Here is a 23,858-nt window from a genome sequence, read left to right as displayed (position 1 = left end):
TTCCTAGTTATCGTTACTTTTTAAGTAATAAAACTTCTTATATTTGCTTTAGTTATCTTCTTTTGCAGCTCTTTATCATTAACATGGGTGTAGAGTTGAGTTGTTAAAATACTTTGATGCCCGAGTAGTTTTTGTACATAGCGAATATCAACTCCTGATTCTAGCAATTGACAAGCTGACGAGTGCCTATACATATGTGGCGTGATTCTCTCAATGTTTGCTTTTTCTGCAGTCTGCCGAATTAACTTTCGAATAAAGTGGGGGGATGCCTGCTTGCCTCGACTATTCACAAGTAAATACAAGTGTTCAATGTTTAACCTGTCTCTTAACGCTACATAAGTATTTAGTAACCCGACTACCTCTGCATTCGGCAAAAATACAAAGCGCTCTCTTTGACCTTTTCCTAGCACTTTTACTTTTTGTTCTTTTATCAAAATATGGTTTAGTTCTATATTTACCAATTCACTAACTCGAACACCTGTAGCAAAAAGTAGTTCAAGTGACAGGATACAGGTGACCTTATTTAAGTCTTTTGCTGAGCTCACCAACGCACTTAAGCTAGATAGGTCATAACAGGAACCTTTTACGAGCCCAAGTTCGCTCCTTGCTGTATTGAGCATTTTACGTAAATCTTTTTTAGCAATATTTCGCGGCAGTAAGGTCGGCACCTTTAGCGATGTATCCACTTTAAGCATAGGGTTGGCGTCAATAACCTCCTCTTGCTCCAACCATCTGAACATTGACTTTAAACAGGCAATCCTTCGCTTTATACTTCGAATGCTTAGTCCAGTTTGATGTAGATCGAATAAGTAACCCTTAAAGTGTTGTTTGTTCAGTTTGAGCACATTTTTTTCTTCGACTAACTCAACAAATGTGTCCAAATCCTTTTTGTAGGCTCTAAGCGTGTGTGGCGACAATTTACGAGCATATTGGCAATGTAGTAAAAAATGGCTGCAAGCTTCTTGGGTAAGCATGAAATCTCCATAAGATTTAAAAGCTTACATATTGTCTCCTGAAAAATGCATTAATAACAATAATTATCTTGAAAACACGTTCAATCCCAACTTCAATTGGTTAATTTTTAGTAGATTTGCAAGCGATATTCGGTCGTTACAATTTTAATTTTCTCAACTAAATAGTGTAAAAGTGTGCTTCAAAGCAAGCCATAGCCAGTTTGTTCAATTTTTTCATTACGTCAATTTGTACTATAAAACCTCAATATATTTCCAACAGCAGGTAAACTGATGAATACGAAACTTAAAGACGCGTTTAACTACGAGATAAAGGTCGCTAAGAAGCTATATACCAAAAAGCATTTTACTCTCTGTTTCAAGCACCTTGAGCGAGCACATATTATTGCGCAAAAATACACGATCCCTCATACATTAAGTCACTGGTGGATGTTGAAGGTGGGATTGAAGACTGCTAATAAAAAAGAAATAGCAGGTCAATGTATGCGTATTGTTGCATCGTTACTATTTTCGAGACTATGGGTACCTGTTGGGAATACAGGCGGGAGTAATGTCAGCGCTATCAAACCTATGCCAATTCCTGATGACTTAAAGCATATACTTAAAGGTTGATTATTTAGTAATTTGAGCACCTTCTATTAAAGGTGCTCAAGATAGCTATTCACTTCGGTGCTTGAATGAAAAGCTCACTTCAGGTTCAACGGCACCAGATTTATCTCTTGGTGTTGTGTAAAAACTCACATTTAGACTGTCACTGCGGTTATCTAATTCGATATGTGCAAAACCCCAAATGAAACTTTTAGCCCATACCAAGTCATATTCGCCATAGCGCTTTTCCTGCTGATGTGCAAAAGGAGAATGTGTACCACGCATTTTTGATGCCGCGCCACTGATAATTAAAGGCAATTTGGGTTTAGTATTATTGGGTAATACACGAGTACAATCGTCAGTTAATAACTCTAGATCATGCTCATGACCGGCTATATATGCATCCGCATACTGACATAATTCAGGTAGAATTAAACGCCGCAGTACATGCCCCTCATCGTATTTGGTCCCACCGATCGACCAAAGAATGTGATGTCCATACACAATTTTCCATTTGGCTTTTGAATTTTTCAGACCGTCAGCTAGCCATGCAAGTTGCTTATGATCCTCGCCATTAACTGGTGACTCATGCACTTCAATGTCTTCTACTTCCGCTTGACCACTTGCCAATGCTGATGCCAGCCCTTGCTCACTGCCATCTTCTTTGAGTGGTATTTCATAGTAATGCTGGCCTGATAGCAGCATGTTGGTATCAAGTACAAAAAATTCTACATCGTTTCCAACAGCTCCGATCGTGTAACTATAGTAACCACGCTTGTCCATGTGAAAATTGGGTTGCTTTGCCATCCATTCAGTTTGCAGCTTGACCCCTTTACGAGAAGTTTTCCAATCGTGGTTACCTAATGCAGAATAAACCACAAGGTCTTTGTTATTGCGAAACAAAGGCTTTAAAGGCCCAAGTATAAGGTCATCCATACGTTTTTGGTCGTCTTTGCCATCATTTGCATCTGCACCATCTGGGTAAATATTGTCCCCCAATTGAATACCAAATTGGCATGACTTGCTTTCACACAACTTTGCCATCGCCATCCCTACAGCAGCAGCGCCTGTATCTTCCGTCGCTATTTCTGTGCCAGGATATACAAAAATGGGGGCATGATTAAACTCTTCAATTGGTCTGTTTTCTTCTAACCACTCTGCTTTTTCGGCCGCAATAAATTGTGCTTTATTCTTGGGCTTTTTTATGTGTTTTGTTTTCGGGTAATCAGGGTGATACCCGCCATCGCCGAAAGCAAGAAAAGAAATGGTGTCATTTGCATATACGCTACCTGCGCTCCCTATTAATAGCGCGGTAAATAGTGCATGAGTGGTTTTTAATGTCATAGTTATTTGCTGCCAAGTTACCTTGGCAGCCCTGTTTTATTGCGTAGTAATAATTAGAAAGATGTAAAAGTCATGCCAAGCTCAAATGAGCGTCCATAGCTTTCATATTGATAGTTAAAGCGTTTTTCACCGTGATATACGTAAAATGGTTCATCCGTTAAGTTAACTGCATTGAAGTAAAATTGCGTCTGCTCGTTGAGGTAATATTTAAGACTTAAGTCAACTTGGTTATGCGTATCTTGATAAACACGTGCATCATTCTCAGTCATAATGTACGCCTTACTTTTAAAGCTTGTACTCAATCGTGCACTTACCTTGCTGTTTTCGTAGCCAAACATAATATTAGCGACGGTATCCGATTGATTTGGTAGATTATCGTCTGCATCTATGAAGGTTCCATTGGCCGAAAACATAAAGCCGCTGTCAAAGTTTTTGGAGTACGCAAGTTCCACACCGCTTAACTCTGCTTCACCCCCATTGACCGATTGGATAACCTCTTCAAACCCATCCCAACTACCATTCTCTTGCACTTGTCGTTTGGCGATAAAATTATCGATATTTTTATGGAAGACCCCTGCGCTGATAATCCCGATTTTTCCTGGGTAATATTCAATTGACAGGTCTACATTTGCTGACTCGTATGGGTTGAGGTCAGGGTTGCCAACTTCCCCTTTTCGCTCTACGGTAACGACATCATCTTCAACTGATGTTTCGCTTTCTAGTAACTGAAAAGCAGCTGCATCGCCAAAGCTTGGTCTGGCAATCGTTTGCGTGTATGCAAAGCGGGTGATAAGTGAATCTGAGTGGGCATAGCGTAACGTCAAATTTGGCAGGAGATGATCGTAACCTTTACTTACTTGCCAAGGGGTAATTGCAACCCTCTCACTGTCTTCAATGTCATTCTTTATAAGCTCTACTCGACTGCCCGAGGTTTCATAGTCTGTGTCTTCATAGCGTAAGCCAGTAATAATGTTTAGATTACCGATATCGATACTAAACATCCCATAAAGTGCGCTAACCGTTTCTTGAGAAGTGTAGCTTTTGCCCTTGCTTTCAATATCGCTTTCAAGTTCATTAGCATTGAAGGTCGCGTTATTTGCATCGAAAAAGCCTCGTATACCTTGGCGCGATAAACCTGGACCAAACTGCCCTAATTCAAAACTGGGTTCATTCGATGCAAATTGATTAGCTGTTACATCATCGAAACCACCGTCATAAACGACTGTTTTTACTAAATTGAGCTTTTCTCTATCGTTATACTTCAGTCCGAACTTTATTTGGGCATTATGGCCTTGAAGTATCAGATCCTTGCTTATATCTAGCTTAAAGCTAGTTGCCTCGTCTTCACTCAAATTGTTTTCCGAAACAATTTCATCCATCGCAAAATTAGTAAGGTCGTGAGCTGCATCCGAGCGAGATAAAGCGGGCGTATCGCCCAAACTTGCATAACCCAATAAGAGCTCTTCAGCTACAAAGTCTACATCTAGACGATTCGGCTCCACTTCATCTGATTTTGAGTAGCCTAAGTTGTATTCAACAAACCAACTTTGTATTACGTGCTTGCCACCAGCAACAACAGATAAAATACTTTGCTCTTCATATCGGTCTTTGGTATCTCTGTCCATTTCAGCATCGGTGAAATACGCTGTGGTATCTGTTGACTGCTCACTTAAATACTTACCTTTGTCATATTTGTACTCGTTTCTTAAACGAAATTCATCGTCCGAAAACTCGCTATAGAGTGTACGAAGGTAATATTTATTTAGACCCCCTTGGTGTAAATCGAGGTTTAATGCCGCACCAAGTCTCTCTCGTGTTACTTGGTAATGCCTTTGTTCAATCTCTTCTGCACCAAAAAATGAAACATCCTCAGTGGTATCGCCACTTTCCTGTTCTAGTGCCATCCACCCACCGTCAGTCTCCATATTGTGCGAGCCAAACTCTCTTTCAAACCAAGATACAGCGGTCGCAATGCCCAATTGGGTTTGACCTGAGATGTCGAAAATGTCGCTAAAGCTCGCAGACAGCTTGGGGCTGGTTTTATCCACTTGCTCGTTGTACGACCCCTGCGCAGTAAAACTATAACTTTGTCCTTGCCTATCAAATGCACTGAGGCTTTTAACATTTATACTACCGCCAATGGCACTCGCATCCATATCGGGAGTAACTGTTTTACTCACTTCAAGACTTTGGATAATTTCACTGGGGATAACATCCATAGCAACACTGCGTATACCAGCTTCTGGCGAAGGTACATTTGCGCCATTAATAGACACATTGTTTAGTCCAGGATCAATGCCTCGGATCCCCACAAAACGCCCCTCCCCTTGATCTCGCTGTATAAACATACCAGGCAAACGCTGTAATGCTTCCGCTGCATTTTGATCGGGTAATTGTCCGATGCTGTCAGCACTGACAATCGCCATGATCCCATTAGCATTCTTTTGTCTGTTAAATGCGCCTGCTTGCCCCGCACGCTGACCAACAACAATAATATTGTCTACTTCGCTTTCTATCGGCTTAAGTTGCACCTTAACTTGCGTAGTTTGATTGTCCCGAATTTCCACCAGTTGTTCATTGGGTTGAGCACCAATGTAGCGCACTTTTAGTGTGTAGCTTCCTGCCGGTATTTTGGTAAAGACAAAGCTACCATCGCGATTAGAGCTAGCATGCTTGTTAAGCTCCACAAGCGAAACTTGAGCCCCTTCGAAAAGCGCTTTGTTCTGTGTATCACCTATTTGCCCTTGCAATGTATTGGCTTGTACGCCCGACGCTGTCATGCCCAAAGCTAAAGTCATAGCTGTAAAGGCCTTTGAAAAAGGTAACGGTAGTGTATGTTTCATATTTATCTCGCACAGATTGTGATGGCTGATTACCCTAAAAAATCGGCAAAACCTTATCGGCAAAATATGAATTATTTATTTCAGAAAAAATCAAACCCCATGAAATAACTGGTTTTTTCGAGTTTTTCTTCATCTAATGAGCTATTTTTACCCCCTTTTAATGGCCAAAACTGCCACGCCATTACTAATTTGTTCAGATATTACGAATAAAGTTAAAAAAACTGTCAAAGTCATGAGCTAAATTGACCCTGTTAAAGAAAATTGACTGCAATAACATAGAAAAAAACCTAAACCTAATTGAACAATGAACGCTTCGAAAAATATCAAACATTCAAAGCTTTGGCTTTTGCTTACCGTCACAGTGTCCATAACCATTTCCACGGCCATCACTGTTGGCCAATGGAAGTCACAAGACCAAATAGAAATACTTGACGCCGTAGGAGAAGGCGGATTAGCCATCATGTCTTTAATTTGGCTTGTTGCGACGCTGCTTAGTCGCCCTGCGGGGAGAGTGACAACCGCGTTGTCATGCGGGTTAACACTCATGCACACTTCCCTACTGTTGGACTGCTTAGATGAGTTTTTAACTTTTGATCACATTCATCCGACCTTGAGCAGCTTAGAAGCGTTTCCCGCATTCCTAGGCATGATAGTCATGAGCTTTGCAATGTATTGGTGGTATCAAGAGCAAACCTACTTAAACTTAACCCTACTTAAAAAAGAACGTCACTTTAGGGAACATACTTTCACTGACTATGTCACGGGTTTGTACAGTGCCCGCTACATGGAAAAACAAATAAATAACGAATTTGGGATGTTAGAAAGTAAAGACAAGCCATTTTGCGTCGCCATGTTTGACCTCAATGCATACAGCCAATTTTGTTTTAAATATGGTATTGCTAAAGGTGAAGAGCTATTACGAAATACGGGTCAGCTGATAACACTGCATACTCGAGGGTGTGATCTAACGTGCAGGTACGCCGGAGATAAATTTGTCGTTCTATTTCCCGATACATCATACAAAACCGCACACACGATCACAGCGCGAGTTTGCGAAGCTGCCAAAAAGCATTATCAGTACGATGATGACCTTACAACGATTAATGCAATGACCCTAAGCACTGCTTGTATCGAAATATCCTCACGGACTACAAATTCAGGTGTATTTGAGCAGCTAATTTCTCTGTTACAACAAAACAAGCAGGCCGCATAGTGCCTTACATTGAAATAGGTCATGAAGCCCTCTCTACAAACCAGCTATTACTGCCGTTAATTGAGTTAGTAAAGCAAAGAGGAGTTCATCCTGATAAAGCCCTTAAAGGCACTAAATTGTTTTACGATGATTTAAAAAAACAAGGGCATCGCTCCAGCTTCAAGCAACTTGTTCAAGTACTACAAAATATGACCCATTACCATCTGGGACAAGATCTTAGCTTTGTACTGGGGCAGCATATGCTGCACAATATATCAGCTCAATACGCCCCCTACCTTTTTCACTGTGCAAACCTAAAATCGGTGCTCGTCACATGTAATCAATTACAAAACTGCATATTCCCCTACTTCAATGCACGTATATTTAGAAAAAAGCAGACATTGCATTTTGTGTTGAACCCAGCGATTAGCCAAATCCAACCTTTCGCAAACCAATTTTTGTTAGAAGTATGGCTGAGTATGGTGTGTGGGTTCTTAAAGTGGCGACTGCCTGATACCACAATTTCTTTTCAATTGCCTTTTCCTGAACCTGAATATGCAGAGCAGTTTCGTGCTTTTTGTCATCAACCCCTTACCTTCTCCCAGCACTTCGCTGGTTTTGTAGTACACCACTCAATGATGAACACTCAGCAACATGCCGCGATAGAAGCATTGAAGGCACCATTTTGCCAGCTGCAATCCTTGCCAAGGGCTGGCTTTTTATCCCATATCGAAAGCTACTTGATTGCTCATCCGAAAGCCTCACAAGATGATTTAGCAAATTACTTAAGCATCAGTACCGCAACACTAAAAAGAAAGTTTGCACTTCATAACTGTCAATTCGGCTGTGTTAAGGACCGGTTGTTAAGTCAAAAGGCCGTGTTTTGCATTCAACAACAAGGCTATTCCAACGCACAAGTAGCAAAATTACTGCATTTTAATGATTTACCAAACTTTCGAAGGACATTTAAGCGATGGCTTGGCATAACCCCCTCTGAGCTCAGAAAAGTTTAAAGATCTCTGCCCAATTTAGCTAACCAACAGACTTTAGAGGCTTTATGGATATGTTTGATCCTCTCGACTGTATATGTGTCATCTAAGCTGCTCAACGCGATAGAAATCCAATCAGAATACTCCTCACTGCCAAACCAAAACAAACTTGAACCACACTTTTGGCAAAATTGCCTATAGATGGCGTTTGAGGAATTGTAAGAAGCCAACAAGCCTTTACCTTCATCAATAGATAGCTGCGTTTTAGGGACACTGCCAAATACGGCAAAGGATGCACCGTGATGTTTTTGACACATGCGGCAATGACACGCCGTCACAGCCTTCGGTTCACATAAAATCGTAAATTTAATTGCCGAGCAGAGGCAACTTCCCCTTATCACTTCTTGAGACTCCTCGTTGAAAAATATAAAGCGTGACGATTAAGTTACTAATTATAAAAAGGTTAACTTACAACGTTAAAAAAACGCCAAATTTAGCACCATTAAATAGTCCATAATGGCTCAAACTGGAATGTTACTTGCTGCTCAATTGTCACACAACATCATATGAAGGATTAACAATGATTAACTCAGTAGGAATTAACAGTTACTACCAAGTGACTTCTGCTAGCCAGCAAGCAAATAAGGCGAGTCAAGCTCAATCTCATCAAAGCACGGCAGAAGTATCCAAGGCACCTTCAATGCCCGACCGACAGTTTGATTTTACAAACATGACACTTAAGGAGCAATCAGACGCCGCTCACACACTCTATGATCAGGGGGTGCTCAGCATGGGGGAAATGGCTTTTATGACAGGTAGATATGGATTAATTGAGCATGATGGGCAGCTGGGAGGCACCACACTCGCGCAGGCACAAAGTGAAAAATTTAATGTCATTACGAAAATGAAAGATGACTTGGCGACTGTTAAACAACAAGGAGTGGCGACAGATGATGTTGTCAAAAACTATGAAAGCATGATCAGAAAACTAGAGGTATACCAATATGGTTTAAATACGAGTGCCTAACAAAAAGCACTCGTATCACATTCCTTACTTAGCGAATGTATAAGCGGTCATCTTCTTTGTTATAAGGGAAGTTGATTGAGGTCGCCTGATACGTTGATGTGCCACCAGTAAAACTGGTTTGCGTGTTGTGCCAGTAATTAATGTAACCAATCAATACATTGCTTGCATTTTTGATCGGATCAGAGAGTGCTAAAGATAAAGTCGAGCCGTTGACTTGAAAACGTCGTGAAGACGGAGTCGCATAACCATACTCCACTGTAACGGCATAAAACTCACCGCCATGGTCTTCATTGGTTGAGAATGAAGATGGATTTACGTAATCCCATTGTGGATAAAGTGCTGATAAAACGCCACGGATTTCCAAATAGGTTAATTTGGGTGCTGGTGCCATCGGCACAATTTCGCCTTTGCTCTGCAATGAATCTAAATACAACTGATAGTTTTCGTGCGTACTGATAACTTCCTTTTTAAGCGCTTCTGTATATTCTACAAACGCTGGATCCTGAACCAAAGTATCCAACTTTGGTAGCTCACTTGCCATAACAGAAAACGTGCTAAAAAGAGAAAGTCCCATTAGTAATTTTTTCATTTTGTAACGTCCTTTTGTTTTAGTTAAATTAGATACTGCACGCTCATCCTATGAAAAATAATTACCCAATTACAAATAATTTATTACCCAAATAAAGAACAGAAACAATAAAAATACCATCCATGTGTATACAGTCTGTTAGAAAAAACTCACTGCGTAAATAATTCTTCAGCTTTTTCGTGAGCAAATAACTTGCTGCAAAGATTGAGTGGCCAAAAAATTATTGCAAATTTATGACTTGGATTTTTTACTATCCTAGAATTGGTCGTGACTAATGAATAAAAATCATACAAGTACAATTGTTATACTTTTGGGAAATCGAATGAAAATTGACAAAATAACAGCACTGCACACGCTTCACTCCGTGTTCGCCTTTCAGACTGAGCGCAACAATCAAAATAAGACTAAAGTATAACCCCTTTTTTACCTCTAAAAATCACTGGTTGAGCTTGATTTGCCAATCTATGCAAAATATCGATCAACGAATAGCAGTTTATTTGACAGCTAAACCGTCAATTTATGTCAGCTTCACGGCGCTTACAATAAGGAAACTGTTTAGAGAATATAATACTTTGCTTACTAGTTGATTGGGTTTTGAGGCATGCCAAGTGATTTTGCACGCACAAATCACTAAACAATACGTATCAATTTGAGGCGGGTCATAGAAACAAAAAAGCCGCGGCACACTGCACACGGCTTTAACAACCAGAATGAGTTACAGAGCTTGCTCTAGCTCAGGCAGGACATCAAATAGATCTGCCACTAAACCGTAATCAGCAACTTGGAAAATAGGTGCTTCTGGGTCCTTGTTGATTGCGACAATGACCTTTGAATCTTTCATACCCGCTAGGTGTTGAATTGCACCACTGATACCGACAGCGATATATAAGTCAGGCGCTACGATTTTGCCCGTTTGACCTACTTGCATATCATTTGGTACGAAGCCTGCGTCTACTGCAGCACGTGACGCGCCAATCGCCGCACCAAGTTTATCTGCTACGCCGTTTAGGAGTGCAAAGTTCTCGCCGTTTTGCATACCGCGACCACCAGAAATAATCACAGGTGCAGCGGTAAGTTCTGGACGCTCTGACTCAGTCTGCTCTACACCTACAAAGCTGCTCAATGTATTTGCATTATCATTCGACAGAGATTCAACTGCGACTGGCGCCTGTTCACCTGCAGCGTCGAATGCACTTGCACGTACAGTGACTATTTTTTGAGATTCGAGAGATTTAACTGTCGCTATTGCGTTACCAGCATAGATTGGGCGTTTAAAAGTATCTGCATCGATAACATCGACGATCTCTGAGATTTGCGACTTATCTAGAAGCGCAGCAACGCGAGGTAGAATATTTTTACCTGTCGTCGAAGCACTCGCAAAAATGTGACTGTAACTACCCGCAATTTCTACGATTAAATCTGCACTACTTTCTGCTAACTGATGTTCAAAGCTTACATTATCAACCAGCTTTACAACATTTACACCAGCAATGCTAGCTACCGCATCGGCAGCCCCTGCCACATTATGACCCGCAACTAAAACGTCAACTTGTGAGCCAACTTTAACCGCAGCACTAACTACTTTGGCAGTCTCTGGCTTTAAAACACCATTTTCATGTTCTGCAATTACTAATACGCTCATGAGATCACCTTCGCTTCAGTCTTAAGTTTAGTTACAAGCTCTTCAACACTTTCTACAATCACACCAGCTTCACGCTTGGCTGGCTCTTCAACTTTAACGAGCTCTACGCGAGGAGCTAAATCAACACCTAGGCTGTCTGCTGCTACCACGTCTAGAGGTTTACGTTTAGCTTTCATAATGTTAGGCAATGTTGCATAACGCGGTTCATTTAAACGCAGGTCTGTTGTAACAATCGCAGGAAGGGGTAATGAAACAGTTTGTAGACCACCATCAACTTCGCGAGTTACCACCGCATTTTCGCCTTCAATTACAAGTTTTGAAGCAAATGTACCTTGACCGCGCTTGGTTAACGCACCTAACATTTGGCCTGTTTGGTTGTTATCTGCGTCGATAGACTGTTTACCTAAGATAACCAGCTCAGGGTTTTCTTGTTCAACCAACTTCGCAAGTAATTTTGCTACGTGTAGTGACTCTAGCTTAGCGTCAGTCTCGATATGGATCGCCTTGTCGGCACCAAGAGCAAGCGCAGTACGAAGCTGTTCTTGGCATGCTTTATCGCCAATAGAGACAGCGATAACCTCTGTCGCACTGCCCGCTTCTTTTAGTCTTATAGCTTCTTCTACTGCAATTTCACAAAACGGGTTCATGGCCATTTTTACATTCGTAAGATCAACATCGCTGTTATCTGCCTTGACTCTCGCTTTGACGTTGTAGTCAATCACGCGTTTGATTGGTACAAGTACTTTCATGGTTACTCCATCATCTGGTTATTTGTGTAGCTGACGCGTACGTCAATAAAACAATTTAATGAAACCAGCCTACTTCCTGTTGACGTAAACGTCAACCTAAAATAACCTTAGCTTAACGTAAAAAAAACTTAACTCGAGTTTAAGTTAATCTACCGTCAATGTATACGAGGTAAAAATGGTCGAACGTGAAACCATGGAATTTGATGTCGTTATAGTGGGAGCAGGGCCTGCCGGCCTATCATGTGCTATTCGACTCGCCCAACAAGCACAGCAAAAAGAACAAGAATTGATGATCTGTGTAGTAGAAAAGGGCTCAGAAGTAGGCGCTCATATTTTGTCTGGCGCCGTGTTTGAAACCAAAGCATTAGACGAATTAATCCCCGATTGGGTGGAGAAAGGCGCACCAGTCACTACCAAAGTCACCCATGACGATATCTATTTATTTAAAGATGAGCAGAACGCAACAAACTTACCTCATATTGTTGTACCTAAAACATTTAAAAATGACGGTAACTACATTGTATCTATGGGTAATGTCTGCCGTTGGTTAGCCGAACAAGCTGAGCAACTGGGTGTGGAGATTTTTCCGGGGTTCAGTGCTCACTCGCTGATTATTGAAGAAAACGAAGTAAAAGGCATTATTACTGGTGACATGGGCTTAGATAAAGAAGGCCAACCAAAAGACACCTATATGCCCGGCATGGAGCTAAGAGCAAAATATACCGTTTTTGCAGAAGGTTGTAGAGGCCACCTCGGCAAGCAGCTGATTCGTGAGTTCGAATTAGACAAAGAGGCCTCACCACAGCACTATGGCATAGGCTTCAAAGAGATTTGGCAAATCGATCCTGAAAAACATAAAGAAGGTACAGTCGTACACGGTACCGGTTGGCCGCTCGACAACGAAACCCATGGCGGCTCATTCATGTATCATGCTGAAAACAATCAGGTTGTAGTGGGCCTTATAATCGACTTGAACTACAAAAACCCCTATTTAAGCCCATTTGATGAATTCCAGCGAATGAAGCACCACCCTGTTTTCAAAGCGACGTTAGAAGGTGGCGAACGTGTCGCCTATGGTGCCAGAGCCATTGCTAAAGGTGGTTTACATGCCTTACCCAAAATGCACTTCCCTGGTGGCCTGCTCATAGGGTGTGATGCTGGTACGCTAAACTTTGCAAAAATTAAAGGTAATCACACGGCAATGAAGTCAGGGATAATTGGAGCTGACACCATCATTGAAGCCCTAGCAAGTGAAGAGCCTTCAGCTTCATTAAATAGTTTTGACGAAAAATTCAAAGCTAGCTGGCTACATGAGGAGCTTCATCAATCTCGAAACTTTGGTCCAGCTATGCACAAACTAGGTCGCTATTTAGGCGGCGCATACAACATGATTGATCAAAACTTCTTCTCGGGTTCGCTGCCATTTACAATCAAAGATATCAGCAAAGACTATGAGTCACTCAGGTTGGCAAAAGATTCAACTGAAATTAACTATCCCAAACCTGATGGTAAGTTGAGTTTTGATAAGCTATCTTCGGTGTTCTTGTCCAACACTAATCATGAAGAGGTGCAGCCCTGCCACCTACAGCTCAAAGATGTGACGATCCCAATTAGTGTGAACTTAGAAAAGTTTGCAGAACCTGCTCAGCGCTACTGCCCAGCAGGTGTATACGAAGTGAATGAAAATGAAGAAGGTGAAAAACAATTTGTGATTAATGCGCAAAACTGTATTCACTGTAAGACCTGTGATATCAAAGATCCAAGTCAAAATATCACTTGGGTAACACCAGAGGGTGCTGGCGGTCCAAATTACCCCAATATGTAATAACCAACCAATTATTACTATTTCTCAAATTGCAAGGGGCGAAATGCCCCTTTTTCTCTATACTTAGACCATACTCAGCAACAATTGAGGCGTGTATGGCCAATCAATCAGAAGTCATTTTCAGATTCCTAGCAGAACCTACCGATGTTAACTTTGGCGGAAAAGTACACGGTGGCGTAGTTATGAAATGGATAGATCAAGCTGGCTACGCTTGTGCAGCTGGCTGGAGCGGCGCTTATTGTGTCACCGTGTCGGTTGCGGGTGTAAGATTCCATCGCCCTATTTTAGTCGGTCAAATTGTCGAAGTATCGGCAAAAATTGCACACACCGGCAAAACCAGTATGCAAATTTTTATTCAAGTACGATGTGGAGACCCGCAAAATCAGCATATGGTTGAAACCAATCATTGCATAATCAGTTTTATCGCAATGGACCAAGCGGGTTATCCAATACCTGTGCCCAAGTTTGTAGCAGAAAACCCTGAACAAAAAGCGCTGGAGCAATATGCGATTAAGATGAAAGATATTGCGATTCAAACTGAGTCATTATTGCAAGCTACATTAGATCAAGATGATTGACGCTCAAGCCATTATCTACCCGCTTGACCTATCTGATTAGGGCGATACTTTAAGCAGGTTATCGCCCATTTGATTGTCATCAATTGCTATTGCTTTAGTGTGTGTTCAAGTTCGGACAGCTCAGTCAAAGACTTTACTCGATAAATACTTTTCCCTTGCCCCTTTTGCTGTAAAGCGTTAAAAAAATCGTCATTCCAAAAAGCTCGGGAGCGGCCTAAAAATTTATAAGATTCAATTGTCCCTTTTAAGACAGAGCAGCCCTCGGGCCACCCTTCTGGCTTTTTATAAATGCTCTTAAATAAGCGCTTTGTCACCAACCAATAACTGATACTATACGGTAAGTCGATATAGATTAACGTGTCGGCTAACTCCAGCCTTTGATTAAATGCACTAATTGGCCCAAGCCCGTCACAGATCCAACTTTCTGAACATAGCAAGCGCGAATGCACCTGCTCAAATTGGCTTCGTCCAACAGCCAATCCGTTGGGTTGAGATGCCATCAAATCAATTTGATGTAAAGGCAACCCTAGTTTATTCGCTAGGCGCTTACTCAACGTGGATTTTCCACTCCCCGGTTTGCCGAATACCATTACTTTTTTCATGCTACCTCCTTGATTAAATACTCTCCCTAGAGGCAGAAATAAAAAAACCGCCTACTAGGGCGGGTTTGATATCTACGCACTGCATATCCCCACCATTCCTAAGGAATGATGTTGATAATTCGACGCATAAAGTTGAATCTCATTGGGTTCATTGCTCCACCTTGCCTCCAAAGCACATTGAAGTCAAGGAAAGACCTATCAGGGTTCTAAGCAAGCGACTTTTCCATAAGTATCAGCTTACTGCCCGCGTGCATTGCTTCATCAAATTGACTGTAGCCAAGCTTTGTATAAATATGGATACCGCGAGTATTTTTTTCAAATACATCAAGCCATACATGCGTACGTTTAAGATTCTCAATGCAATATGTTTCCATTAATGCAATTGCTTTTTGGCCAACCCCAGCCCCCTTGTTAGCAATAACAATGCGCCTAAATTCCACACTATTCTTTTGGTCAATTGCCAGAATCATAAAACCAGCTAATTTTTGCTCAGCATAAACGGATAAATAGATAATGTACTCATGCGACATGGCTTCTAAATGTGCTTCTTTCGTGTATGGAATTATATGTGCCAAAGTACTGCTTTCTTGTTCCATTACAACAAAAGCGTCCACCTCTTGAGGGTGGGATTGAAGTAGTTCAATCATATCGGGGTTCTCTGCTGGTCTATTGAGTTCTTACAGCCGTAACTGTCACTTCGATCAACACATCTCCTTCTAAATTCACCCCTAAGCATGCGCGTTGAGGCCAATGTTCGGGGTTAGAGCCTAACCAAGCTTTCCATATTTCGTCCATAACCGGCTTATCATTCATATTAGCAATATACACCTGCGCCGAAACAATTTGGCTTTTGTCTGAGCCAAGCTCAAGCAAATTATCTTGAATTGTATTTAAGGTATGCTGCGTTTGCTGCGCCATATCAACTTGAGTATCAAAAGAGGTAGCAACCGTCCAAACTAAATCTTTATACGCTGAAGACTTATTGCGGCCATCGTATATTCCGCGTTTTCTTTCAATCATCAGACTACTCCTTGATAATTGCGTGTCATAAAATTAATTCGCTGAATTAAAAAAGGAGCTTACGCTCCTTTTTCTAAATTAAAACTACTTGCGTACGGCAATTGCTTCAATTTCAATGTTTACGTCTTTTGGCAAGCGAGCGACTTCAACGCAAGAGCGCGCTGGATAGTTGGCAACATTATGCTCGTCAAAGAACTGTCCATATACTTCGTTCACCGTTCCAAAATCATTGAGATCTTTTACAAATACAGTCAATTTAACGATGTCGCCCACTGTTAAGCCCGATGACTCAACCACAGCTTTCACATTTTCAAGAGACTGTCGTGCTTGATCTTCAATCGCTGCAGGCACATCGCCCGTCACTGGGTTAACTGGGATTTGGCCTGAAGTCAAAACCATATTGCCCAAATCTACGCCTTGTACATATGGACCGATCGCCGCAGGTGCTGACTCTGTATGTAAAACTTTCGTCATGATAATTTCCGTTCTGGTTAATGAATAAAAGTGCGCTTATAGTCTCTGCGTTAGTAAACTTTTTCAAGTGTTTAAGACAGTTGAAGGGAATTAATTTTGGTCGTTAGTTTAGGCGAGTTTAACGACCAAATCTGATAAAGACTCTGGAGTAAAGGGTTTAGATATGTATGCGTTAACACCAAGCTGACTCATTTGCTGCACTTTTTCAGGAGATGTGTCCCCTGTTAGCATAATGATTTTAATGTGACTGTAAGCGGGCTCACGTTTCATCTTTTTTATCAACTCGACGCCGTCTACTTTTGGCATATTCCAATCAGTAACAATCAAGTCATAATGCTTATCAGACAAAGCACTTAATGCTTCCTCACCATTAGCTGCTTGTGTCAATTCTCTGAAACCACGCTCTTGCAAACTTTCACTAATAAGTTCACGCATAAAATAAGTGTCATCAACGATTAAAATCCTCATGTCCTTTCCTTTATACTGCAAGTTGTTTGCCCAACAATGATTTATGCTAGTCACACCCTGCTATAAAAGCAAAGTTCACGGATGCTTTCAGCCGCTTATGTACAGACTTTGACGCAAAAATACGATTTAACCACCTATTTTGAATGCATATATCAAGCCAAATACTCAAGTTCAAACTCCGTCAAACTTCTGAGCTTAAAGTCTGATAAATCAAATTTTTGATGATCGTACTCATTATCTTGGGGAATGGCGAGTATGCGCATATTGGCCGCTTTTGCGGCTAACACCCCAGTACCAGAGTCCTCCACAGCTAAGCAATTCGCCGGGCACACACCTAATGCTTTAGCTGTCGACAAATAAATCGCAGGATGAGGCTTGCCCTCTAGTTCATGCTCTGACGAACAACAAACAGAAAAATAAGCAGCGATTCCCAATTTGTCTAGCACAATGGGAATTAACCGTTGAGGGGCGTTGGTCGCAAGGCCAATCTTAACCTGATGTTTTTCAAGTAATGCGAGTGTGTCAGACACACCTTCAAGAGCCGAACCACGCATTGAAATTAAGTCGCCAACACGAGTCACCACCCTATTTGCTACCTCTTCAATACTCGGCCCGTGCCAAGGATAGTGGTGATACCAAAATTCAGACGCCTCAATAGTCGTCATTGATGCACTTTGTTGCGCTAGTTGTTCAGTGACGTCAACACCTAACTCGCTAAATACGGCCTTTTCTGCTTCTTTCCACATAGGCTCCGAATCGAGCAAGGTCCCATCCATATCGAAAATGACAGCTTCAATCATACATCACCTAACCGATATACTACTTCAAACTCCTCGCAGATGATTGGCATGCTTTTAGTAGGTGAAAAATCAGTGTTTGCCAATTCTCGGTGATAATAATCCCAATGGACGCGCCGCCAATAATCTAAGCTTTTATCTCCTTCACCTTCTAAGGATGCGTAAGTGGCGTCGATCTCATTAAATGGCACTATGTCTACGTTTATAGTCTTAATAATGCAACCAGCCACTCCAGCCCAGTCAGTAACAACGTTGAGATCTCCGACTTTAGGTAATTCAAACTTATTGGCTTGATACCACCAAAGTGAGGGAGAAGTGGCTTTCTTAATGCCCGCCAACACAAGCGACAAGCACTCGTTTGCGTCTTGTTCATTATCACAAAAATGCCAGCTCTCTACGTGGTGAGCTGGCTGGTTATTTCGATTAAAATAGCCTTCGCATATAGCCTTCACTGACGGGTGTCTGTGTCTATCCATTTAAGTCTCTGTTCCTATTGGAGCCATTTTGAATTAAAAAGATGATAGAATTAGTCACGACCGTAAGTAAACAGCAAAATCAATTTTTGCAGTTTAATTCAAATGCTAGGCAAGTTGTTTTGCAAGATCTCGTGCCTTTGTAAATGCAGCCTCTAAAGAAGCTTGATGCCTCAGATCAGCAAACTCTTGATATTCAGATGCTATTTCGAATACCTGCTCACACCCAAGATACTTGGATAAGGTACGTATATGTGGAGCCAAATGGTTCATGCTCTCTCTGATACCACCTGGTTCAAAGCCAAATTCCCCACATGATGTTAGGAGCACGAGCGTTTTCCCAGATAAAGTCGGTGACAATGGAAAATCACCTCGCGCTAGATCAAAACTAAAGGTTTCGTTGACCCTTATAATTTGATCAAACCAAGCTTTCAATTGAGCAGGCATGCCATAGTTATACATTGGCGTTGATATCAGCACAATTTCAGCCCCTTTTAACTCATCAATGAGGGTATCCGATACTTCTAACTGACGCCGCTGTTCTTCGGTACGCTTTTCTTTAGGTGTAAAAACCGCTCCAAGCCAATCCTGATCAGTAAATGGAGGTGGATTTGCACCAACATCTCTATAGACGTAACTTTCTATAGGTGTATTTTCTTTAAGCTGTTTAACAAAACTATGCGCTAACCTTTTGGAAATTGAGTCGTGATTTGGGTTGTCGTTTTTGCGCTTACGAATACTGGCATCTATATGAAGTAATTGAGTCATTTTAATTTTCTCATAACGTTTATGTGTAACTCATTGTGCGTTTAGCGCTCGTAACTGACAAATGAATAGACAACACTTATAAATAAGTTTTACTCATGTATACTGCAATCATTAACTAAGAAGAGGCTGAAGATGGGTAAAGTATCGTTGCAAGCGCTGAAAGTATTTGATGCAGCAGCGCGTCATTGTAGTTTTAAAATGGCAGCACAAGAGCTGAACATCAGCGCTACGGCTGTTTCACATCACATCAGTAACCTTGAGTCTCGGCTGGCTATTGAATTATTTGTGCGCAAAACACGGGAAGTCTCGTTGACTGAATCGGGGGAATTTTTGGCAAGCGCGACATTATCGGGTTTCAGTACGATTGAAAACGCAATACACGCTTTAGAGACACAAAATCACAAAGTAAAAATACAAACTACGTCGTCATTTGCAGCGCAATTTTTAATACCGCAGCTTCGTACCCTTACTAAGAGCCATCCCGAACTGGAAATAGAAATCGCCAGTGGTGAACAATTAAGCCATGATCCTCAAGCCATTTCTATTCGCTTTGGCGATACTCGAAATATTGCCCAACATGCTCGGCTTACTTTGGAGTTATTTAACGTATATGGAACATCCGAAAATTTAAGAAAGTGCGCAAACACAGAGCGCGTTAGAGTCTATATCCCCAAATGGAAGAACCCTAATTTAACGGAGCCGCCTTGGCAGCAATGGTTGCAGAATAACGAGCTTGACGTCAATGCGTTCGAGATTGTGTACTTCGACCAAGAATCCTACTGTATTCACGAGGCCATAGCTGGTTTAGGGCTGGTTTTTTGTTCAAGCACACTGGTTAAGAGCGCAATTTCAAGTCAAGTACTCACTCAATCTAACTATAGTGCGCAACCTTCACAGCTTGGTTACTATTTGGTAAGCGCAGGGGCTTCTCTGACACACAATCAAACACAGTTCATTAATTGGCTAAAAGCGCAATTCGATTAAGTAACATCAGGCAGAAGGCTTCGGCCAAACACACCTGCATGCTCGCTGGTTTTTTGATCTCAAGACTGGAAAATAAGCGACACAATGCGCACAATGGAGGGCTCAATCTACGCAGCTCTTGGTGCGCATATTTAATTAAATTAAAACGGGAATTTTATGTACGAATCATTTAACCCAACACCTCGTACCCTGATGGGGCCTGGTCCTTCAAATGTATCCCCTCGTGTATTAGGGGCCCTTGCAAGACCCACAGTCGGGCATTTAGATCCGCAGTTCATAGGCCTGATGGATGAAATAAAACAGCTTTTGCAATACGCATTTTGCACCAAGAACGAGTTTACGATTGCGTTATCGGCTCCTGGCTCTGCGGGTATGGAAGCGTGTATCGTTAACCTAATAGAGCCGCATGACAAAGTCATTGTGTGTATTAACGGCGTATTTGGAAATCGATTAAAAGAGAACGTAGAGCGAGTCGGTGCTCAACCAATTGTTGTAGAGGATAAATGGGGAGAGCCAATATCCACAGAGAAAGTCGCAGACGCCCTCGCAGCAAACCCAGATGCCAAAGCCCTTGCTTTTGTTCATGCAGAAACCTCCACTGGCGCTCGCAGTGATGCCAAGTCTCTTTGTGAATTGGCACAACAACATGATGTATTAACGATAGTAGATGCCGTGACATCATTGGGCGGCTGTGAGCTAAAGGTTGATGACTGGGGTATCGATGCAATTTATTCGGGTTCTCAAAAGTGCCTGTCCTGTGTACCCGGAATTTCTCCTGTGAGCTTTAGTGACAAAGCAGTTAACGTACTAAAACAAAGAAAAACAAAAGTACCTAGCTGGTTTTTGGATCAGTCGCTTGTTATGGATTATTGGTCCGGTGAGGGCAAGCGCAGCTATCACCACACAGCTCCAATTAACTCGCTTTATGCCCTGCATGAATCATTGTTAATGCTCAGACAAGAAGGCTTAGAAAATGCTTGGCATAGACATGCTCAAATGCATAAAGCTCTGCGTACTGGCCTTAATCGCCTTGGTATTGAATTTTTAGTAGATGAGGCGCATCGCTTGCCTCAGTTAAATTCTGTGATTATTCCTGACGGCGTTGATGATGCCCATGTGCGCGCAACCCTTTTGAATAGGTATAACCTTGAGATTGGTGCAGGACTTGGTCAACTCGCTGGAAAAACATGGCGAATAGGCTTAATGGGCACCACTGCGCAAGAACAGAACATCGCTCTGTTCCTCGCAGCCTTAGAAGATACATTAGGTTAATAGAACCTTATTTAAGGTGTGGGCAATTATCACACCTTTTTTCTTTTGTACTTTAGCAGGCTCATCGGCGCGCGTATATCACGCCTGCAAAATGAAAAGCTATCAGCCACCAAAGTATGGATATCAACTGTAAATGTACATCCAGCAACTTTGAGTAGAGCTGCCCATCACTGTTCACAACATCAGACAATTGAACGCCGAATAATTGTATCGCTACCTCAGCGTTAACTGCCATACCTAGTCCTGTCATGACCAAGCCTGAAAGTACGAGGTAAAAGCATGCATGTACAGATTGCACAAAGAACTGGTGACGTTTGCCGTGAAGAGATTGCCTAGAGAGCTTTGCAATAAAGCTCTTTTCCCAAACAAATCGCGCGAGAATTAAGACAAATACACCTAACGCCATCAATGCATGTGTTTGGATAGCATCCTGACGGTGCAAGATCTGTCCCTTGATTTGATAATTTATAGTATGAATTTGAGCGCTCATGTTCATCAATATAAACAAGATTAAACATGCGGCGAACCAATGCAATGAACGATCGACAACATAGTATTTATTAGCCATTCAATATTCCTTTATATTTTTATTGCTAAAACTATATAGTAGCGTTCAAAAATAAAGTTTCAAATTATTCTGAAAGCACAAAAAAGGCAGCTGGTTGTGCCGCCCTTGGTGCTAACTAGAATTTTGACTAGATTGAGTTGGTGCAATCGTGCAGCTTAACCCAAACTTCAGTATCTTCCTCTGGTGACGCTTGAGTCCACCATTTAGCTTGATAAATGGCATCTTTAAAAGTCACCAAGCTGTCGCTCACATAGGTTTCACCAAGTTGCCAATCAGGCGACTGACATTTAGGTGTAAGTGCACCAAAAAACCCGGTAATGCTATTGAGCTTTAAATTGGACGCTGTGCCATAGTCGACACCTTCTGCAACCGATACTGCGCCACCAAGCGCAGTTATATGCCAGTTGAATCTAATGTTTGCCGAATCAACGCTACCGTGTACTTCGATATTTGACACCAAAGTGGCATCATAAGGCCATAGCCCATAATCGCTCATTTGCCCTTGAAAACCACCTATCCAGTTGCTTACCAGTTGAGCGTTGTTGAGCATGTAACCCGCCGAGCTTGGATCTTGATATACAAAACCCAGATTAGTTGCCTTTTCCAACATACTGACTCGTTCGCCCTCGTCCAAAACATTCCAGGCACTCATATACGTAATGACATTTTGTTTTAATATTTTTACTTCGCTTTCAGTTAACGGCTGTGCGGCACTGTTTGCACTGGCAAAACTTAAACTGGTTAATAAAATTGCTGCTTGAATAGATTTCATAATGACTCCTAGTCCTTGTTGTTATCGTGTTTCCAGTCTCCTAACTACTTGGGTAAAAATATTCCACCTTGATAAAAGAGGATTTTTTTGAATTAATATCGATACCAATCAACTAATTAGCCATTGTCCATTTAACTAAATTGACAGTGCGATTAGTAAATTCGAATAAAACTAGCTAAGAGTAACTTTATTTATGTGGATTGAATTACAAAGGGAGTTTTATTTAGTTTGCTGTGTGCTGACTCTATTTTGTGCAGGTCTCATGTTTAAATATGAGCGAAGCTTTAATGAAAGCGCGCATTATCTCAGTCTCGCAAATCTAGCTCTAATGCTCATTCCACTTATTAGCTATGTGCAATTAAAGTTTTACATTAATGCACCACTCATCTCGCAAATCGCAAATTGCTGCATTTTATTATTCTGTGCATTCACTTACTTATTCTATTGCAGTTCAACCTATCCGAGGGCAAAGGATGTGCTAGTTCATTGCACCCCATTTGTATTCTTTTTAACTGTAAAAGTAATGGATTTTCATACGCAAACTGAATTGATGTACATTATCTACTTTGGTTTGATGTTTAGCTATGTAACATGCATTTGGCAATCTGCGACCAGAACCACAGAAAACTCCCTTAAATGCAGTAAATTGCTCGTACTTACAATCACCTACTTGATAGCCCTGAACGGCTCTGTTGCTATATCATTTTTAAGCCAATCGAGCTGGACTTACCCCTTATGGTCGCTCCTTAATGTCAGTATCTGCTTATACTTAATGACATTTTCTTTTTATGCTGCATATCGTATTAAACAGGGTTCAACTCAAAGCCCCCAGCCCCACCTAAAACACATTGACACTGAAGAATTAGATACCCAAGAACATAGTTTGAAGGAGTTAAAAGCCAAGCAAAGGACCATTCAGCTCAGCGATTCATTGGCACAAGATTGCATAGCAAAATTGGACCATTTACTACAAAATGAACAACTTTTCTTAGACAACCAACTTACACTAGGGCAACTTGCGACTAGGCTTGGAATAACACAACATCAAGCATCTGAGCTGCTCAATGAGCATATGCATACGAGTTTTTATAACCTACTCAACGAGCATCGTGTTCAACACGCTTGCCAACTGCTGAAACACACAAAAAACAAGGCCAGCATTACGCAAATCGCATTAGACAGTGGGTTTAACAACAAAAGTTCGTTTTACAATGAATTTAAAAAGCAGCTGGGGACTACCCCAAGCAAATGGCGTTTAGCCCGTCAGGAAGGCTGATCTCGATCAGCTCATTCATACTCCAGTCATACGCAACATATTAATAT

At 41.5% G+C, this 23,858-nt stretch carries 26 protein-coding genes; 9 read left to right on the top strand and 17 right to left on the bottom strand.

The genetic code is table 11. The features are described from left to right. Positions 1-20: 20 nt before the first annotated feature. Positions 21-974: a tyrosine-type recombinase/integrase gene (locus tag N480_RS11230; RefSeq protein ID WP_063372597.1), complete on the bottom strand. Its 954-nt coding sequence runs from the start codon at positions 972-974 to the stop codon at positions 21-23. Positions 975-1,244: 270 nt separating this feature from the next. On the opposite strand from N480_RS11230, the gene N480_RS11225 reads away from it, so the two are divergent. Further along, entirely contained in the window at positions 1,245-1,583 is a 339-nt protein-coding gene (locus N480_RS11225) for a DUF3703 domain-containing protein (RefSeq protein WP_063372596.1), read from the top strand. A 45-nt stretch (positions 1,584-1,628) separates the two neighbouring features. On the opposite strand, the gene N480_RS11220 is transcribed toward N480_RS11225, so the two are convergent. Both N480_RS11220 and N480_RS11215 read right to left on the bottom strand, forming a co-directional pair. Continuing rightward, positions 1,629-2,903 (bottom strand): metallophosphoesterase, encoded by a 1,275-nt coding sequence (locus N480_RS11220; protein WP_063372595.1) that lies wholly within the window; start codon positions 2,901-2,903, stop codon positions 1,629-1,631. A gap of 53 nt (positions 2,904-2,956) precedes the next feature. Then, positions 2,957-5,746 carry a TonB-dependent receptor gene (locus N480_RS11215; protein WP_063372594.1) on the bottom strand — a complete coding sequence of 930 codons (2,790 nt, stop codon included), beginning with the start codon at positions 5,744-5,746 and terminating at the stop codon, positions 2,957-2,959. A 304-nt stretch (positions 5,747-6,050) separates the two neighbouring features. Here N480_RS11215 and N480_RS11210 point away from each other — a divergent pair, with 304 nt between their 5' ends. Together N480_RS11210 and N480_RS11205 are read left to right on the top strand one after the other, a co-directional pair. Then, positions 6,051-6,959, top strand: coding sequence for a GGDEF domain-containing protein (locus tag N480_RS11210; protein ID WP_063372593.1), 909 nt, complete (start codon positions 6,051-6,053; stop codon positions 6,957-6,959). Continuing rightward, a complete protein-coding gene (locus N480_RS11205; RefSeq protein WP_063372592.1) occupies positions 6,959-7,951 on the top strand; it encodes an AraC family transcriptional regulator in 993 nt (330 codons plus the stop codon). The genes N480_RS11210 and N480_RS11205 overlap by 1 nt, the downstream gene beginning before the upstream one ends. Here N480_RS11205 and N480_RS11200 read toward each other — a convergent pair. Then, a complete protein-coding gene (locus N480_RS11200; protein WP_269200983.1) occupies positions 7,948-8,265 on the bottom strand; it encodes a GFA family protein in 318 nt (105 codons plus the stop codon). The genes N480_RS11205 and N480_RS11200 overlap by 4 nt on opposite strands. A gap of 242 nt (positions 8,266-8,507) precedes the next feature. On the opposite strand from N480_RS11200, the gene N480_RS11195 reads away from it, so the two are divergent. Further along, positions 8,508-8,954 carry a hypothetical protein gene (locus N480_RS11195; protein ID WP_063372590.1) on the top strand — a complete coding sequence of 149 codons (447 nt, stop codon included), beginning with the start codon at positions 8,508-8,510 and terminating at the stop codon, positions 8,952-8,954. 28 nt (positions 8,955-8,982) lie between these two features. On the opposite strand, the gene N480_RS11190 is transcribed toward N480_RS11195, so the two are convergent. The 3 genes from N480_RS11190 to N480_RS11180 all read right to left on the bottom strand — a co-directional run bounded on the left by N480_RS11190 (position 8,983) and on the right by N480_RS11180 (position 11,934). Continuing rightward, complete coding sequence (locus tag N480_RS11190; protein WP_063372589.1) at positions 8,983-9,543, bottom strand: DUF4879 domain-containing protein; 561 nt, start codon at positions 9,541-9,543, stop codon at positions 8,983-8,985. 715 nt (positions 9,544-10,258) lie between these two features. Then, a complete protein-coding gene (locus N480_RS11185; RefSeq protein WP_063372588.1) occupies positions 10,259-11,185 on the bottom strand; it encodes an electron transfer flavoprotein subunit alpha/FixB family protein in 927 nt (308 codons plus the stop codon). After that, positions 11,182-11,934 carry an electron transfer flavoprotein subunit beta/FixA family protein gene (locus N480_RS11180; protein WP_063372587.1) on the bottom strand — a complete coding sequence of 251 codons (753 nt, stop codon included), beginning with the start codon at positions 11,932-11,934 and terminating at the stop codon, positions 11,182-11,184. Before N480_RS11180 ends, N480_RS11185 begins: the two co-directional genes overlap by 4 nt. 175 nt (positions 11,935-12,109) lie before the next feature. Here N480_RS11180 and N480_RS11175 point away from each other — a divergent pair, with 175 nt between their 5' ends. Together N480_RS11175 and N480_RS11170 are read left to right on the top strand one after the other, a co-directional pair. Beyond that, positions 12,110-13,759 carry an electron transfer flavoprotein-ubiquinone oxidoreductase gene (locus N480_RS11175; RefSeq protein WP_063372586.1) on the top strand — a complete coding sequence of 550 codons (1,650 nt, stop codon included), beginning with the start codon at positions 12,110-12,112 and terminating at the stop codon, positions 13,757-13,759. 95 nt (positions 13,760-13,854) lie between these two features. Then, positions 13,855-14,337, top strand: a complete 483-nt coding sequence (locus N480_RS11170) for an acyl-CoA thioesterase (RefSeq protein WP_063372585.1) — start codon at positions 13,855-13,857, stop codon at positions 14,335-14,337. Positions 14,338-14,423: 86 nt separating this feature from the next. Here N480_RS11170 and N480_RS11165 read toward each other — a convergent pair whose 3' ends face one another. The 8 genes from N480_RS11165 to N480_RS11130 all read right to left on the bottom strand — a co-directional run bounded on the left by N480_RS11165 (position 14,424) and on the right by N480_RS11130 (position 18,939). Then, positions 14,424-14,939: an AAA family ATPase gene (locus N480_RS11165; RefSeq protein ID WP_063372584.1), complete on the bottom strand. Its 516-nt coding sequence runs from the start codon at positions 14,937-14,939 to the stop codon at positions 14,424-14,426. A 206-nt stretch (positions 14,940-15,145) separates the two neighbouring features. Continuing rightward, a complete protein-coding gene (locus tag N480_RS11160; protein ID WP_063372583.1) occupies positions 15,146-15,586 on the bottom strand; it encodes a GNAT family N-acetyltransferase in 441 nt (146 codons plus the stop codon). A 19-nt stretch (positions 15,587-15,605) separates the two neighbouring features. Then, positions 15,606-15,959, bottom strand: a complete 354-nt coding sequence (locus tag N480_RS11155; RefSeq protein WP_063372582.1) for a RidA family protein — start codon at positions 15,957-15,959, stop codon at positions 15,606-15,608. 84 nt (positions 15,960-16,043) lie between these two features. Beyond that, positions 16,044-16,433 carry a Rid family detoxifying hydrolase gene (locus tag N480_RS11150; protein WP_063372581.1) on the bottom strand — a complete coding sequence of 130 codons (390 nt, stop codon included), beginning with the start codon at positions 16,431-16,433 and terminating at the stop codon, positions 16,044-16,046. Positions 16,434-16,541: 108 nt separating this feature from the next. Further along, on the bottom strand, positions 16,542-16,901 hold the full coding sequence (locus N480_RS11145) for a response regulator (protein WP_063372580.1): 360 nt from the start codon (positions 16,899-16,901) through the stop codon (positions 16,542-16,544). A 152-nt stretch (positions 16,902-17,053) separates the two neighbouring features. Beyond that, positions 17,054-17,701, bottom strand: a complete 648-nt coding sequence (gene hxpB, locus N480_RS11140) for a hexitol phosphatase HxpB (protein ID WP_063372579.1) — start codon at positions 17,699-17,701, stop codon at positions 17,054-17,056. Beyond that, on the bottom strand, positions 17,698-18,174 hold the full coding sequence (locus tag N480_RS11135; RefSeq protein WP_063372578.1) for an ASCH domain-containing protein: 477 nt from the start codon (positions 18,172-18,174) through the stop codon (positions 17,698-17,700). Before N480_RS11135 ends, hxpB begins: the two co-directional genes overlap by 4 nt. Before the next feature lie 105 nt (positions 18,175-18,279). Next, positions 18,280-18,939: an FMN-dependent NADH-azoreductase gene (locus N480_RS11130; RefSeq protein ID WP_063372577.1), complete on the bottom strand. Its 660-nt coding sequence runs from the start codon at positions 18,937-18,939 to the stop codon at positions 18,280-18,282. Between the two features lie 132 nt (positions 18,940-19,071). Here N480_RS11130 and N480_RS11125 point away from each other — a divergent pair, with 132 nt between their 5' ends. Beyond that, complete coding sequence (locus tag N480_RS11125; RefSeq protein ID WP_063372576.1) at positions 19,072-19,923, top strand: LysR family transcriptional regulator; 852 nt, start codon at positions 19,072-19,074, stop codon at positions 19,921-19,923. A gap of 156 nt (positions 19,924-20,079) precedes the next feature. Then, positions 20,080-21,195, top strand: coding sequence for a pyridoxal-phosphate-dependent aminotransferase family protein (locus N480_RS11120; protein WP_063372575.1), 1,116 nt, complete (start codon positions 20,080-20,082; stop codon positions 21,193-21,195). 61 nt (positions 21,196-21,256) lie between these two features. Here N480_RS11120 and N480_RS11115 read toward each other — a convergent pair whose 3' ends face one another. Next, on the bottom strand, positions 21,257-21,763 hold the full coding sequence (locus tag N480_RS11115) for a cytochrome b/b6 domain-containing protein (protein ID WP_063372574.1): 507 nt from the start codon (positions 21,761-21,763) through the stop codon (positions 21,257-21,259). A 127-nt stretch (positions 21,764-21,890) separates the two neighbouring features. Then, positions 21,891-22,535: a hypothetical protein gene (locus N480_RS11110; RefSeq protein WP_063372573.1), complete on the bottom strand. Its 645-nt coding sequence runs from the start codon at positions 22,533-22,535 to the stop codon at positions 21,891-21,893. 262 nt (positions 22,536-22,797) lie between these two features. On the opposite strand from N480_RS11110, the gene N480_RS11105 reads away from it, so the two are divergent. Then, positions 22,798-23,811: a helix-turn-helix domain-containing protein gene (locus N480_RS11105; RefSeq protein WP_196761483.1), complete on the top strand. Its 1,014-nt coding sequence runs from the start codon at positions 22,798-22,800 to the stop codon at positions 23,809-23,811. Positions 23,812-23,858 lie beyond the last annotated feature (47 nt).

Source organism: Pseudoalteromonas luteoviolacea S2607 (assembly GCF_001625575.1).
GTDB lineage: Bacteria > Pseudomonadota > Gammaproteobacteria > Enterobacterales > Alteromonadaceae > Pseudoalteromonas > Pseudoalteromonas luteoviolacea_E.
Note: the sequence above shows the minus strand (reverse complement) of the source record. Positions and strands in the feature narration are given on the sequence as shown.

Bases quoted from the DNA above. Each gene is read 5' to 3' on its own strand.
- N480_RS11160 (WP_063372583.1), bottom strand. From the start codon at position 15,586: ATGATTGAACTACTTCAATCCCACCCTCAAGAGGTGGACGCTTTTGTT.
- N480_RS11150 (WP_063372581.1), bottom strand. From the start codon at position 16,433: ATGACGAAAGTTTTACATACAGAGTCAGCACCTGCGGCGATCGGTCCA.
- N480_RS11130 (WP_063372577.1), bottom strand. From the start codon at position 18,939: ATGACTCAATTACTTCATATAGATGCCAGTATTCGTAAGCGCAAAAAC.
- N480_RS11125 (WP_063372576.1), top strand. From the start codon at position 19,072: ATGGGTAAAGTATCGTTGCAAGCGCTGAAAGTATTTGATGCAGCAGCG.
- N480_RS11115 (WP_063372574.1), bottom strand. From the start codon at position 21,763: ATGGCTAATAAATACTATGTTGTCGATCGTTCATTGCATTGGTTCGCC.
- N480_RS11215 (WP_063372594.1), bottom strand. From the start codon at position 5,746: ATGAAACATACACTACCGTTACCTTTTTCAAAGGCCTTTACAGCTATG.
- hxpB (WP_063372579.1), bottom strand. From the start codon at position 17,701: ATGATTGAAGCTGTCATTTTCGATATGGATGGGACCTTGCTCGATTCG.
- N480_RS11210 (WP_063372593.1), top strand. From the start codon at position 6,051: ATGAACGCTTCGAAAAATATCAAACATTCAAAGCTTTGGCTTTTGCTT.
- N480_RS11195 (WP_063372590.1), top strand. From the start codon at position 8,508: ATGATTAACTCAGTAGGAATTAACAGTTACTACCAAGTGACTTCTGCT.
- N480_RS11180 (WP_063372587.1), bottom strand. From the start codon at position 11,934: ATGAAAGTACTTGTACCAATCAAACGCGTGATTGACTACAACGTCAAA.
- N480_RS11120 (WP_063372575.1), top strand. From the start codon at position 20,080: ATGTACGAATCATTTAACCCAACACCTCGTACCCTGATGGGGCCTGGT.
- N480_RS11145 (WP_063372580.1), bottom strand. From the start codon at position 16,901: ATGAGGATTTTAATCGTTGATGACACTTATTTTATGCGTGAACTTATT.
- N480_RS11155 (WP_063372582.1), bottom strand. From the start codon at position 15,959: ATGATTGAAAGAAAACGCGGAATATACGATGGCCGCAATAAGTCTTCA.
- N480_RS11170 (WP_063372585.1), top strand. From the start codon at position 13,855: ATGGCCAATCAATCAGAAGTCATTTTCAGATTCCTAGCAGAACCTACC.
- N480_RS11165 (WP_063372584.1), bottom strand. From the start codon at position 14,939: ATGAAAAAAGTAATGGTATTCGGCAAACCGGGGAGTGGAAAATCCACG.
- N480_RS11190 (WP_063372589.1), bottom strand. From the start codon at position 9,543: ATGAAAAAATTACTAATGGGACTTTCTCTTTTTAGCACGTTTTCTGTT.
- N480_RS11225 (WP_063372596.1), top strand. From the start codon at position 1,245: ATGAATACGAAACTTAAAGACGCGTTTAACTACGAGATAAAGGTCGCT.
- N480_RS11220 (WP_063372595.1), bottom strand. From the start codon at position 2,903: ATGACATTAAAAACCACTCATGCACTATTTACCGCGCTATTAATAGGG.
- N480_RS11105 (WP_196761483.1), top strand. From the start codon at position 22,798: ATGTTTAAATATGAGCGAAGCTTTAATGAAAGCGCGCATTATCTCAGT.
- N480_RS11110 (WP_063372573.1), bottom strand. From the start codon at position 22,535: ATGAAATCTATTCAAGCAGCAATTTTATTAACCAGTTTAAGTTTTGCC.
- N480_RS11135 (WP_063372578.1), bottom strand. From the start codon at position 18,174: ATGGATAGACACAGACACCCGTCAGTGAAGGCTATATGCGAAGGCTAT.
- N480_RS11175 (WP_063372586.1), top strand. From the start codon at position 12,110: ATGGTCGAACGTGAAACCATGGAATTTGATGTCGTTATAGTGGGAGCA.
- N480_RS11185 (WP_063372588.1), bottom strand. From the start codon at position 11,185: ATGAGCGTATTAGTAATTGCAGAACATGAAAATGGTGTTTTAAAGCCA.
- N480_RS11230 (WP_063372597.1), bottom strand. From the start codon at position 974: ATGCTTACCCAAGAAGCTTGCAGCCATTTTTTACTACATTGCCAATAT.